The organism is Photorhabdus kayaii, assembly GCF_025384895.1.
Taxonomy (GTDB): Bacteria; Pseudomonadota; Gammaproteobacteria; order Enterobacterales; family Enterobacteriaceae; genus Photorhabdus; species Photorhabdus kayaii.
Genome location: NZ_JAJAFZ010000014.1, coordinates 20,482 through 33,628, shown reverse-complemented (window position 1 = coordinate 33,628; position 13,147 = coordinate 20,482). Strand labels below are relative to the sequence as shown.

Annotated in this window: 12 protein-coding genes and 4 pseudogenes; 13 read left to right on the top strand and 3 right to left on the bottom strand. The window is 42.0% G+C overall.

Annotated features, from left to right (window positions below):
- Window positions 1-6: 6 nt before the first annotated feature.
- Both LGZ98_RS07740 and LGZ98_RS07735 read right to left on the bottom strand, forming a co-directional pair.
- Window positions 7-1,068 carry an AAA family ATPase gene (locus LGZ98_RS07740; RefSeq protein WP_262977907.1) on the bottom strand — a complete coding sequence of 354 codons (1,062 nt, stop codon included), beginning with the start codon at window positions 1,066-1,068 and terminating at the stop codon, window positions 7-9.
- Window positions 1,069-1,318: 250 nt separating this feature from the next.
- A pseudogene (locus LGZ98_RS07735) lies at window positions 1,319-1,786 on the bottom strand (helix-turn-helix domain-containing protein); the annotation flags it as partial.
- 204 nt (window positions 1,787-1,990) lie between these two features.
- Between LGZ98_RS07735 and LGZ98_RS07730 the strand changes: the two are divergent.
- The 13 genes and pseudogenes from LGZ98_RS07730 to LGZ98_RS07670 all read left to right on the top strand — a co-directional run bounded on the left by LGZ98_RS07730 (window position 1,991) and on the right by LGZ98_RS07670 (window position 12,027).
- Window positions 1,991-2,530 (top strand): hypothetical protein, encoded by a 540-nt coding sequence (locus tag LGZ98_RS07730; protein ID WP_191214742.1) that lies wholly within the window; start codon window positions 1,991-1,993, stop codon window positions 2,528-2,530.
- 184 nt (window positions 2,531-2,714) lie between these two features.
- A complete protein-coding gene (locus LGZ98_RS07725) occupies window positions 2,715-3,608 on the top strand; it encodes a GTPase family protein (protein ID WP_113041260.1) in 894 nt (297 codons plus the stop codon).
- A gap of 192 nt (window positions 3,609-3,800) precedes the next feature.
- Entirely contained in the window at window positions 3,801-4,490 is a 690-nt protein-coding gene (locus tag LGZ98_RS07720; protein ID WP_113041259.1) for a helix-turn-helix transcriptional regulator, read from the top strand.
- A gap of 61 nt (window positions 4,491-4,551) precedes the next feature.
- Window positions 4,552-4,833 carry a hypothetical protein gene (locus LGZ98_RS07715; protein WP_228902798.1) on the top strand — a complete coding sequence of 94 codons (282 nt, stop codon included), beginning with the start codon at window positions 4,552-4,554 and terminating at the stop codon, window positions 4,831-4,833.
- 42 nt (window positions 4,834-4,875) lie between these two features.
- A pseudogene (locus LGZ98_RS07710) lies at window positions 4,876-5,697 on the top strand (DUF932 domain-containing protein).
- 68 nt (window positions 5,698-5,765) lie between these two features.
- Window positions 5,766-6,236 carry a RadC family protein gene (radC, locus tag LGZ98_RS07705; RefSeq protein ID WP_113041258.1) on the top strand — a complete coding sequence of 157 codons (471 nt, stop codon included), beginning with the start codon at window positions 5,766-5,768 and terminating at the stop codon, window positions 6,234-6,236.
- Window positions 6,237-6,248: 12 nt separating this feature from the next.
- A pseudogene (locus tag LGZ98_RS07700) lies at window positions 6,249-6,574 on the top strand (type IV toxin-antitoxin system YeeU family antitoxin).
- A gap of 20 nt (window positions 6,575-6,594) precedes the next feature.
- Window positions 6,595-6,915 carry a TA system toxin CbtA family protein gene (locus tag LGZ98_RS07695; protein WP_113041257.1) on the top strand — a complete coding sequence of 107 codons (321 nt, stop codon included), beginning with the start codon at window positions 6,595-6,597 and terminating at the stop codon, window positions 6,913-6,915.
- A gap of 269 nt (window positions 6,916-7,184) precedes the next feature.
- Window positions 7,185-8,061, top strand: a pseudogene (locus LGZ98_RS07690) (hypothetical protein).
- Between the two features lie 31 nt (window positions 8,062-8,092).
- On the top strand, window positions 8,093-8,284 hold the full coding sequence (locus tag LGZ98_RS07685) for a hypothetical protein (protein ID WP_262405107.1): 192 nt from the start codon (window positions 8,093-8,095) through the stop codon (window positions 8,282-8,284).
- Between the two features lie 120 nt (window positions 8,285-8,404).
- Window positions 8,405-9,028, top strand: a complete 624-nt coding sequence (ycaC, locus tag LGZ98_RS07680) for an isochorismate family cysteine hydrolase YcaC (RefSeq protein ID WP_113041256.1) — start codon at window positions 8,405-8,407, stop codon at window positions 9,026-9,028.
- Between the two features lie 898 nt (window positions 9,029-9,926).
- The gene (locus LGZ98_RS07675) at window positions 9,927-11,462 is read left to right on the top strand and encodes a DUF6973 domain-containing protein (protein ID WP_262977906.1); all 1,536 of its coding nucleotides are present in this window, start codon (window positions 9,927-9,929) and stop codon (window positions 11,460-11,462) included.
- Window positions 11,463-11,577: 115 nt separating this feature from the next.
- The gene (locus LGZ98_RS07670; protein ID WP_113041253.1) at window positions 11,578-12,027 is read left to right on the top strand and encodes a hypothetical protein; all 450 of its coding nucleotides are present in this window, start codon (window positions 11,578-11,580) and stop codon (window positions 12,025-12,027) included.
- Between the two features lie 111 nt (window positions 12,028-12,138).
- On the opposite strand, the gene LGZ98_RS07665 is transcribed toward LGZ98_RS07670, so the two are convergent.
- A complete protein-coding gene (locus tag LGZ98_RS07665) occupies window positions 12,139-12,936 on the bottom strand; it encodes a DNA-3-methyladenine glycosylase family protein (RefSeq protein ID WP_315901988.1) in 798 nt (265 codons plus the stop codon).
- Between the last annotated feature and the right edge of the window lie 211 nt (window positions 12,937-13,147).

Below are 13,147 nucleotides of genomic sequence, written 5' to 3'. Positions count from 1 at the left end.
CATCCCTTATTCAGAAAGAGCTTTTTTTATCGTAGGCCTAGAAATATTTAATATTTCGGAAACCTTACGTTGTGAAACATTTGCTGTTACTAAATGCACAGCAATATTCTTTTTTTCTTCCAGCGTGAAATTATCTTTTTCTCCATTCTTTAAAAAAGATGTCGCTAATTGTGAAATCATATCTTTATTATCCAAAATAACTGATTTTTGGATAAGATTTATATCATTTCTGATATCACTATATGACATACCCTTGAACAAAATTGATAAATCAGCTATTTTTTTATTACCGGTTAAATTTAACAGAAACTCTTTTATTTCCTTGTCTTGCGGATATTTAAAATCGAGTTTTATTTCGAACCGTCTCCAGATCGCAGGATCAAGAAGCTCAGCATGATTAGTAGCCGCTATTAATATAGAAGTGCTAGGCCAATGATCTATTGCTTGTAATAACACAGTGACCAGTCGTTTAAGCTCGCCAATATCGCGTTCATCATCTCTTTTCTTTGCTAATGAATCAAATTCATCGAGCAATAAGATACATGGAGTATTAGATGCCTCTTTAAATATATTTATTAAATTATTACCTGACTGCCCTAATAAACTACTCATTATGGCAGCTAAATTTACTATTTTAATCGGCAATCCCATTTCACGAGCTAGCCATTCTGCTGTAAGTGTTTTTCCAACACCCGGCGGCCCTTTAAAAATAAGAGTTTTGATTGGCTCTAATTTATGTTGAGCTAGTTTTCTCGCATTTTTGTGCTCTTTAATAACTTGGCTTAGAGCCTCTTTGTTTTGTGAGCACAGCACTAATTTATTCAATTCATCATCATTCTTTTTTGCATCGAATAAAAACGTGTTATTTTCCTCACCTTTTATGAGGTGCGGATTGATCCTTTCTGGCGCTGAGCGTAATGAATTACCAATCATTTTTGATAATTGCTTACTTGACTCGGGGTCAGTTGCGCGCAGCTCACTGCTTAAAATATTAGCAATGATTTTCACTTGCTCCAACTTGCCTGACAGCGCTGAGTCCACCAACCGCACAATCAATTTACCATTCACGTAACCACCAATTCATTGATTTACAATGCAAAAAATAAAACATGGTATATTATAGTTCTTTTTCCTCATAAAGTTTACCAATTTTGTATACATTTTATGGCGAGAACGTACGGACAGTTACGCAGGAGTTCGATGCTGTCCTCTTATAGGACGCCCCCTCAGATGAAGAATGCAGTAAACTCACCTGGGACGGTTATCTATCAAGTTACAACTCTTAGGTATACTGCCCAAAACATCTTGATATGACGTTTTCAGGATCAGGTTGTTTCACCGTGGGTGCCGCTCTGCGCCAGACAATCCCCGCCTGAGTAAAGTAACGATAGAGGACATTTTGCGTCAGAGAGAGGTTGAGTCATTCATTAAGGGTATGAGTCATGAGCTCAAGGCTCCAGCGAGAGCGGAGATAGCCTAATTCTTGGGGGGATTGCTGTAATAAGACAAGCAATAAGTTATAGAGAGGGGAGAGATCCCAGACAGCAGGTCGGCCAACGGGTAAACTTTTGAGTCCTTCGAGCCCATATAACGTAAACCACTCAACCCAACGATTGACGGAAGAACGCGCGGCGTGAAGGGTTTTAGCAACATAAGTCACCGTCAATCCCTCATTGAGCATCAATAGCGCCGTCAATCGACGGGAATAGTTCTTATCGCGAGTTTTATGGATAAGTTTTCTCATTTTCTGGCATTCATCTTGAGGTATGGGTGCTATGATAGGCATCACTCAGTCCGTGTTGGGGTTTGGGATTTTTCGCAATTGATCAGATCGCAAAAATCGGACTGAGTTCCCTTCCAGTGATCTACTATTTTGAAAATTTATTTAGTTACACGATTTGGAAAAAAGGTAGTAGACGAAGAACTTTCATCAATTGGCAAACTAAAGTACTTTTATGGCAATTACGCTAAACAGCTGGAGTTTAGGGGGATGCATCATGAATTTCCCCTACTAAAGCTGTTAATTGAGGAATTATTACGCTTAGGGCACCATGACATTGTTAAATTTCTTCAAGGTATTCGGCGAGATTACGAGGGTCTTCTTCCTATCTATGTTGAATTAGTGGCTGCTATCATGTTTTATGCGATCTTAACAGGTGATCGTGACCGCTTCCTGATGCGTTTCATGAGGATTCAGCGTTGGTTTGACGATACGGCTTTATCCACAAGGCATCCATTTCGGGCATGGGGCAGGGACAACTACGAAAGATGCATGTACCTACTTCTAAGGCGATATCTACGGCACTTTTTTGGCGCAGCTATTGAGAGTCCCCAAGAAATTGTTGATCTCTACAACAGCTTTTTCTCACTTCAGGTTGTTGACGTCGGGGAGATGAGCCAAATCGTTAGCTTTTTCTATTTCATGGGCAGGCAGAGCAAAGAGACTACCTTTTTTATCATCCCAGAGTATGTGTTTGACACACTACCAGGGTCAGGCGACGCCTTCGGAAGTGGTCTTAAACTAAGTTGAAGAGGTGATGCAATACCATACACAAATAGCGCCAAAATTGTCGTTTTTGGCGCTCATTTTTCCACGCTTTGTGGCGACAATACAGTAAGTTAACTTACCACTACCATTCCAAAAAATTTCACACCCTCATTACCCCTTTGAAGTACCGAAAGACTTTCAGGTAATACATTCAAAGGAGCGCCTTATGTCCAAACACACTGATTCACAGGATGCGGTAAACGCATTCCAAGCCTGCCTTAGCTTCCTACCCTTCTCTACAACTGAACGCATCCTGAAGCAATTAAAGCAATCCATCGACTACGAGCCAGTGATTGGAATTATGGGTAAAACCGGCGCAGGTAAAAGCAGCCTTTGCAACGCACTATTCCAGGAGCAAATTTGTCTGACTAGCGAGCTTATGGCTTGTACCCGTGAGCCACAGCGCTTGGTCCTCACTGTGGGCGAACGCAGCATAACCCTTATCGATCTTCCTGGTGTGGGCGAAACTCCTGAGTTCGATGCTGAGTATATGGCGCTCTATCATCGTTTGTTTGTTGAACTGGATTTGGTTATTTGGGTATTACGGGCTGAAGACCGCGCTCGGGCAATAGATATTACAACGCACCGATTATTACTTTCTAATGGCGCTGATGCATCACGTTTCTTATTTGTGATAACACAGGCTGAATGTATTCCTCCGTTGCCAACTAACTCTGAGTGCAGGGATCGGCCTTCTCCAACACAATGCCTTTCATTGGCCGCCATCAGCGCCCAAATTGCGGGTCAGTTTCCCTCTTCTTATCCGGTAATAGCAGTTTCCGCTCATACTGGCTACAACCTGACTGTCCTTGTAGAGCTTATAGTGCATGCATTACCGATACAGGCTAGCAGCGCCTTTTATCGCCAATTGAAACCAGAGAACCTAACCACAGAGAGCAACGATGCTGTACGCCAGCGGTTTGGCGAGATGGCAGGAACTGCATTTGATACGGTGATAAACCCTGACTCTTTCCCATCAGGCTGGACCATCTTTTTGAGAACACTGCGCCAAAAACTAGTGCAACTTGCCGCCGTGTTGTGGGACAGAGTCTTTGGCTAACTCCATCTCCGTCAGGTTGTGTCGCTATGATGAATGTTTATCAGACAAAACCTTTCTTAACAATGCGTTATCGTGCCGCACTATTTTTCAGATTTCAGTACTTTAACCTATCTTTGCCGACATAACGTGTCCGGCCTGTGCTGCATAATAACCGAATGAAATAGAAACATATTTATTGCCCTGAGAGGCCATATGTCCGTCAACGAGCAAGACTCACGTTACGACCGACTGGCGATCAGATTATCGGTCATTATTAGCCGCCTGCTTTCGGGAGAAACACTCTCACTCAAATCTCTGGTGGATGAATTCGGTGTCTCTGAACGCACTTTACAACGTGACTTCAATCAGAGGCTAATCCACCTGGATATTCTGGATGAAAATGGACGATACCGTTTGAATGATTGCCAACCACCCGATTATTCATCTGGCGCATTCTCGTTTATCCGTACCACAGGGATTGCGCGGATAATCCCGGTGCAAGACAGGCAACTAATGAACCTGCTAATGAACGAGTCCGGGACTTCACCTTGTCTGATCTGGCATGCCCCCTTGAAATCCCATGTCGCGTTACCCGAGTTCTTTTCCCATCTTGTGCAGGCTATCAGCCAGAAACGACAAATCACTGTGTTGGTTGAAGGGGAGTGTCATGAAGCATTGGAGCCTTACCGTCTTATTCACTATGTGGAGGAATGGTATCTGGTGGTGTGCCAGTCGGGAAAAATCCGTGTGTTTGCTCTGACCAGTATTGGCGCTGTCACGCTTGATGAGGGGCGCTTTAAACGTCGCGAAGATATTTCATACCTGACTGCTGGTGAGTGCTTTATTGCGGCACTACCGCATTTTCCTCTTATCAGTGATGTTATTAACACATTTCGCTATTAGTCCCAGCTATCAGGAAGACCTGATTTAGCCTGTATATCTTATCTGTTATGGAGAACCTTTAATGAAAATAATCATACCTCTTAAAACTACGATACTGACAGTGATGTTAGGTGCCTCAGCTTTTAATGTTTCCGCAGCATGGCAAGTGAGTGGGACTTTTTGTCAGTCCTACACTGATGATGGACGAGTACTTGTTCGCGTAAGACCCGCAACAATAGGTTTGATTGAGCAGCAACCGCAATGCAACGGACGGGGCTCTACCGAACTATCAGGCTGTGCAAACCACCACTGCGACAAAAGATATCCAAAACATTATCAGCATGCTGAGGCCATACATCCCTAGGGAAGTATGGCCTTTTCGCTTTTATGCCCGAAGGAATTAATTATGACCCGATTAGCCAGCCGCTTTGGTGCGGTCAATTTAGTGCGCCGTGATCGCCCGTTAACCCAAGATGAACTGGCGCATTACGTTCCGAGTGTCTTCAGTGAAGAAAAGCATGAATCCCGCAGTGAGCGTTACACTTACATCCCTACCATTACCCTCCTCGACAACCTTCAACGCGAGGGTTTTCAACCGTTCTTTGCCTGCCAGACCCGCGTGCGAGATCTGAGTAAGCGAGAGCACACCAAACACATGCTGCGCCTGCGTCGCGAAGGACAAATTACCGGCAAACAGGTGCCAGAAATAATTCTGCTCAATAGCCATGACGGTTCAAGCTCATACCAGATGCTGCCGGGATTGTTCCGTGCGGTTTGCTAGAACGGGCTAATATGCGGTGAGAGTTTTGGCGAAGTGCGCGTACCGCATAAAGGAAATGTGGTGGAGAAAGTGATTGAAGGAGCTTATGAAGTGCTCGGAATATTTGACCGGGTAGAAGAGAAGCGCGATGCCATGCAGTCACTTCTGTTACCGCCACCCGCTCAGCAGGCAATGGCGAAAGCTGCATTAACCTATCGCTTTGGTGAAGAGCATCAACCAGTGACGGAATCGCAGATACTTTCGCCACGCAGATGGCAGGATGAAAGCAACGACCTTTGGACTACCTACCAACGCATTCAAGAAAACCTGATTAAAGGTGGGCTATCGGGACGAACCATCAAAGGTAAACGCGCACATACCCGTGCAGTGAAAGGTATCGACGGTGATGTGAAGCTCAATCGAGCACTGTGGGTTATGGCTGAGAATATGCTGCAACTTGCTTCATAAACTCTATCATGAAGGCTCTTTTGCCCCTACGACTAAACTCGTAGGGCTTTTTGCTTTAAGGAACAATTATGTCTGCACTCAATTTATTCCCGGAATTTCCTGTAAACGAGCAACGTGTTATTCACCGCGCACTGCGATTGCTGGAGAAGTATCAGCGTCAACCCAGTGAATCATTTACTAGCACCAGCGTTACTAAAACCTGGCTTCAACTCAGGATGGCACACCTTGAGCGTGAAGTTTTCATCGTGATGTATCTCGACAATCAGCACTGTTTGTTGGAACGAGAAACACTGTTTACCGGCACTCTGAGCCATACCGAGGTGCATCCCCGCGAAGTGGTGAAATCGGCCCTGAAGCATAATGCTGCTGCGGTAATTCTGGCGTACAACCATCCATCTGGTACGACAGAAATCAGCCAGCAAGATAAAAATATTACTCAGCGGATCGTGAAAGCGCTGGCGCTGGTGGAAGTGCGTGTGCTGGATCATCTCGTAGTCGGGAATGAGACAATTTCATTTGCTGAGCTGGGATTACTTTAAAAGGAGGTTTTCATGTCATTAATACCAGCCCATGAATGGGGACTACAAAGAGAAATTGTTCCACGGTTTGGTGCCAGATTAGTTCAGGAAGGCAACCGGCTGCATTATCTGGCTGACAGGGCTGGTTTAATGGGCAATTTCAGCGATACGGAATGCTTCAAATTGAATGACGCATTTCTGCACTTTATCAGCCAGATGGAATCGATGCTGACCACTGGTGAACTGACCCCCTGCCATCATCACTGTGTCACGCTCTACCACAACGGTTTTACCTGCGAAGCCGACACCTTGGCAGTTGCGGCTACGTGTACATCGCCGCTTATCCCACTCAACGCTAACTAATTTCACGAGAGCAAACATGAATACTCAACCTGCAACAACTCCACAGGCGGCGAAGCCATGTCTGTCGCCCGTGGCTGTCTGGCAAATGTTACTGACAAGCTTGCTGGAACAGCACTATGGCCTGACGCTAAACGACACGCCGTTCAGTGATGAAACTGTTATTCAGGAACACATTGAGGCCGGTATTACTCTGGCCGATGCCGTAAATTTTCTGGTTGAACGCTATGAGCTAGTTCGTATTGACCAAAAAGGCTTCTCTGTGCAAGATCAAGAACCTTGGTTAACATCTATGGATGTCCACCGAGCGCGATTTAAACTCAACATGGAACGTTTATAATTTAACCAGTTAACTGACAAGGAAAAACATGTGGGGGCATAATTGGGGGCATACTCACAAATCGTATAGAAAAATACTCAATAAATTCAACATGATTATCCATCTAATGCGACTCCTGTGATCGCCAATTGAGTTCTTTTGAACACCATCAAACTCAACAAATTGTTGTAACATTAATTGGGTAACGTGTGCATCGTTCAACGGATCGCCATTTGCATCTTCCTCTCATTGCCTTAAACTTTTCCTATCTTTGGTACAAGGAAAATCACATGTCGCACTACTGGTGGAAGGATCTTCTCGACCGGAACAACACTTGGCAGGGGCTGGAACTGCATAATCAGGCGGATCCCGCTGCGGTTGCAGCGATGGAAATGTGTAGCGGCCATAATGGCCGCATGACACTGTATATTCGCGAGACGCCGCTATTCTGGGCCTCGATGTTAAAAGATCATTCCGGCGTTTGGCTGGTGTTTAACACAGATCATCTGGACCAGCACGCACTGTTGCCGCCCATGACTTCGCAGGAGGTGGGGTCGATTCAACGTGCTGGGCCGCAAGCATGGACCGGTGGATGGTGCCGCTATTTTGCCCGTCATCTGCTAGAGTCCTCCGTTACGCTTTTGCCCGCCCGCCGCTGGTTGTTGCGGCCCATGTCACCCGTCGCGCCCACTGCGCCTTATACCCTTGAACGACAGATACCGGTTGAGTGCTGGTGTTTTCACGCGCCTGCCAGCGCCGGGAATATCGGTTGTGACTGGGCACTATACGGCGAAGATTTCCCCGATCTGATAACCCCTAAGCGCATCTCGCTGGTGGATTGGTGGTGGGGCGGCAATCGAAGAAGGGATCCCACCGCAGTTCCTAGTGCTCAGCGAACTCAGTGAACGGACGTTCGTGCCGGATCCAGAGTATCAGGTACGGGTGCTGCGGGCATTAGAAGTGCAGCAACGCAATAACTTCGGCTGCAATATCGATGGCATTAACCAGACACTAATCAATCTATATGATACGCGCTATCTCTATGCATCTACCCATAGCCGTGCCGTGCTGGGTGATGGCGAATCTTGGGAGAGGGAAGTGAAGGACTACCTACATAGACATCAGGCCAATGACTTTCTGGAGAAGATCCTACATCGGATCGCGTAATTCAGGGTAGGGAGACAACATTTATGCGTCTATGCGTCATGTTTTCAATGAGTACCGGGACACTATCCTCGCGTTTGTCGGCATCATTATCGTCAGCATCTCACTCGGTTTTGCTCTTTGGCAGGAGAGGGTAGAGATCAAACATCATCATGTTTCCGTTGAACCGCGAATAAATGCTTATTTCTCCAATGATGGTCGGAAAAATATGTGGGGGCATAATTGAGGACTCACGTCAAAATTGCATAGAGAAATAACCAATAAATCCAACTGAATGGTCTACGTTTAAGTAAGAAATGTTTCATCTGATTTTTTAGTAAAAACATCCCCAATGAAGGAGGTTAATATGGGTGTACCTTACGTCCGACTCGATAAAAATAAAGTAGCCGTTCTGCTGGTTGACCACCAGACCGGATTGATTTCTCTGGTACGTGATATTGAGCCTGACAAATTTAAGAATAACATTCTGGCATTAAGCGATCTTGCTAAGTACTTCCACCTTCCTACAATTCTTACCACTAGTTTCGAAACCGGACCAAATGGGCCACTGATCCCTGAGTTAAGGGAGCAGTTCCCTGATGCGCCTTACATTGCCAGACCTGGTAACATTAATGCTTGGGACAATGATGACTTTGTTAAGGCTGTTAAAGCAACAGGTAAAAAGCAGCTTCTTATTGCAGGTGTTGTCACCGAAGTGTGCGTAGCATTTCCGGCATTGTCAGCGATTGAAGAAGGGTTTGATGTTTTTGTTGTAACCGATGCATCAGGTACATTTAATGAAATGACACGAAACGCAGCATGGGATCGTATGTCACAAGCAGGGGTTCAGTTGATGACCTGGTTTGCAGTTGCGTGTGAGCTGCATCGTGACTGGCGAAATGATATCGAAGGACTGGCAAATCTATTCTCCAGCCATATTCCAGATTACCGTAACCTGATGACCAGTTTTAATCTTCTGACAAAGGAGTAACAACGATGTCATGCAACAGGAAGGGCTGAGTCATGATTACATTAATGGATAATTATGTTACAGGAACCCTATCCGATTACAGTGATAATCCTGCCTTGCAGACTTTCCGGGGATATTATTGATTCTAATAACTGACAGTATATAGTTAAAGGATCTCTATACAGAGGTCCTTTTTTGTTTTCATGAGAGGGGAATGTAAAGATGTAATATCCTTATAATTACAGTTCCATCTTATTAGGTAATTAAATTATTCATAGGATTATATACTGTGAAATATTATTGTGTTTTCATTGGAATGGATAGCGTAAATGAAACAATTAGGAAAAGTGAAAAATAATTTATTGAGCGACCAAGTTATAAATTCCATACTACATAGACTATTTTACATGAATATGAGTTTAATGATGATTATATAATAGGTAGAGTAAAAGGAATATGTATGTCTTATTTTTTATACAGCAGTTAATGTTGAGGGAAATAAGAAATTAAGAATGCCTCAGATTGAGGCATACATTAAAATTAGAGAATATTTTAATCAACTAGATAATAAAAAGGCATTAGCTCGAATACTTGAAGAAGTTAAGAGGATGATAAAAGTAAACGAGATTATAGAAAGAATGGTAGCTTTTTTTAGTGAGAGATGTTCAGCCTGATGAACTCATAACTGCTGTTTTTGAGAGTGAATACGATAGCATCGAAAACATTAATAAATATAATGAATTATTTTTTAATAAAGAAAGTTATTTTATAGTATAGGCAAAATTATTTTCACTTATTATGCTAATGCAATGTAGTATGTAAATTTTAATTTCTGCTGAGAAATTTATGTAATAGATTTTCTTAGCTAGTAAAAGATTTCATTAAATTTAAAAGTAAAATTAAAGAGAGATAGTTTTTTATGAGTAATAATGATAAACCTAATGTTGCGGTTGGTGGTTCAATGAATACTAAAATAGGTCCATATGATGTTCATATTGAAGGTGTTCACCCAATTTCATATTATGAAGGTAGTTCTCCCTTTGATTCTAATGATCAAAAAATTGAAATTCAGGATAAATTACAATTAGATTCAGAAACAAGTTTTTTGCCAAATTTTTCAGCAACTGGTGGTTACATGAGTTCTGGGCAAATGGTAAAGGCACTAACAGATGGTGCTAAATATGCTCCAATGGGAGGCATTGGCTTTGCGGATATAGTTAATACTTATAAAGATAAATATAACAAAGAGAATTGCCCTATTTGTGAAAAAAAAGATTGTCCGGTTTTAAAAAGAGATTGTGAGAATATATTGAGGGGGATAAAAAAATTTGGCTCAGAGAAAAAAGCATTTTTGATGGGTAATCCAAATATCACCAGACCAATTATGGCTAATAGATACGTTTTTAATTCAACATTACCTGTTGTAATGAGTTATGTATCTAAGTTTGAAGGAAGAATTAATTCAAATGTAAATACTCTGAGAGAATTTTTTGATGATCGATTCTTTTTAGAGCAGAAGATAAATTCATTTAGATTACTACCAGTTAAAATTCAAGCTGTTTTACAAATATTTGTTTATGGAAGGGATGCAAGAGATTCAAAATATGATAAATTTTATAATAACCTTAAAGGATCTATAGGAGAAGTAAATTATAATAAAGCTATAAAAGAGCTACATGATAATATGCCGCTGACAGAAAGAAATCTTTTTGTTTTAAATGAATTAATAAAAGCAAATGGTAATATTAATAATGAGGTAGGGAAAATAAAAAAATTAACTACATACTTAGCTGATTTTGATAAAAAATATGGGTATGGAACAGGAGAAGATGCTAGCTATTCTGAAGACTGGTATGGTGCTTATACTGGTGAGAGCAATAACTTGCCTCAGAAAATGAAGGAAATCTTATTTGCGATGCGGCACCCTATTGCAGCCTATGATATTGGGCTCTACGAAAGAGGTGCTACCAATATCACGACTAATGCGGTACGTTTTTCAACCCAGGGGAATAGTAAAACGAACCCCAATGGTACATTACTGGATAATAAATATAAGGAAGGCTCCCAGGTCAATGCTTTCCGGCATACACTATGGCAAGCTACCATTGCTGCTCGGTATGGTGAGGAAGTCGCACTCCATGCAGGCAATGCTCATGAAAGTAATCCTAAAATAGATCTTAACATCCGGCAGTTTGCTGCCCTTAAGGACGCTGATCAGACAATTGATTTACTCAATAACCAGATAGGGCGTAGGATTGGCCTACAGAGCGGGAACTCGTCAATGAAAGCGCAGGCCAAGGCAGTGTTGAATCGCTTTCATAAAGAGGGACTGTATGTTGCCAAGAAAAATGCGATGGGGTTTGAGATTGTCAAAGAAAAAATCACCGATGAGCAGTTTTCTTATATGAACTCGGTATTTGAAAGAGGAAATGAAGATGGCTTTTCACCTGAGTAACTATTGGCGATGCAATTGGAACAGCAGAAAAAATAAAATCATTTTTTTTTCATGTACATTGCTGATAGTTTTTTTTGTGTTCAATAGTAACCGACAGTTTAGCATTGTGAAGAGTATGTTTGATTATGCTGATAAACATTGCCAGCAAAGCACAGACTGCGTGGTTAACATCAGCAAAATCACGCCGTTTAAATGGGACACTTTGTATGTTATTGATAGTGGCTGGAATCTTGACGAAATTAAGTCTGTCATTGGTGCTGAGTTAAAGGAAAGGACTGATATCTTTTCCAAGATTATCTTTGTTAAGGATGGGCAAGTGGTTTATTTCGAAGAGTATTATTATTATCCGGATTCAGGGGATGAAAAAATTTTGGTTCTCGATTTTGATTATGAGAATCAGGAAAAAGGGCTTATAGCTTATTATCGTGTTCCCAGAGAAGCTCCCAAAATTGTCATAAAAATGAAAGGAGACCCATCAGTAGAGGACAAAATTTACTATTTATTTTCTTCCGCTAATGAGCAGCAGGTTCAGAGGAACCCCTCATCATTCCGAAAACCATCATGATGCCTTGATGTTAAAAAAACGCATCATAATACCCGGTGATATTTGCCGGGTTTACTAAATAATAGCAACAATACACCATACCAGCTAAAGAAATGAAAACTAACAACAATATCAATACCCTGCACTTGATTCTTGTTGCCATAAATGTGCGGCTAATAGGGCTTTCCAGGGGGCGAAATCTGCCAACCATTTTTCTGCTTGTTCTGCGGAAACTTTTTCATTTTGATTGAATAATCTTTGGATATTACGTCTTACTGCGACGTCGCCATGCAATGAGCCATTTAAATAGTTAAATCCTCGTAACAGGGAATAGTTAATTGTCCACATACCAATGCCTTTTATAGCGAGTAGATTATCTATCAATTGCTGAATATCTGTCTCACTATTAGAGATTGCTAATGTTAATTCACCAGATTCAATTAATTGACTTAAGCGGAGTAATGCCTTGGCTTTGCTGACGGAAAATCCGCATTGGCGTAATTCATCTTCTGAATGGTTGACAATTTGTCTGGCGGTTGGAAAGCACCATAGCCCGGAAGAGTGCTGAACGCCCATTGCCTGAATAAATCTCCTGCGAATAGAGATGGCTGCACTGACGCTGATCTGTTGGCCTATAACCGCCCAACTTAATGCTTCAAACGGTGTGGCCGATTGATAAATTTTTAGACCTGATTGTCTGGCAATAAGTGAACCAATAACCGGGTGTTCTTTATATAAACACTCAAATAGATGAACTGGCTGTAGAAGCCCTAGCATATGTGATGCTAAAGTAGATAAGCGCTCATCAGGGCCTGTTGTGTCACCATCAATCTTAAGTTGTATATGTGCGGTTTTTGCATTAATCGCTATGGTTAATTCCGCAGGTTTGTCATCCCACATCATCCCTTTTTGAATTTTATTCTGTTCCACAATTTCAGCGATATTTTGTTTATCCCTTTGATGAAGAGCGAAAAAATCGTGGGTATGATAATTATCGGGTAATGTAATTTCTGTGGATAAAGTTGTTTGTATTTCTTCTCTCCAAAGGTATGGGTGTTTTAGTTAGCACTTTGGATAAAAAATCACTGAACCTTGTTTTTAAATTTTAAAATTTTTTCTGACAGGAACAATATCGTTAATT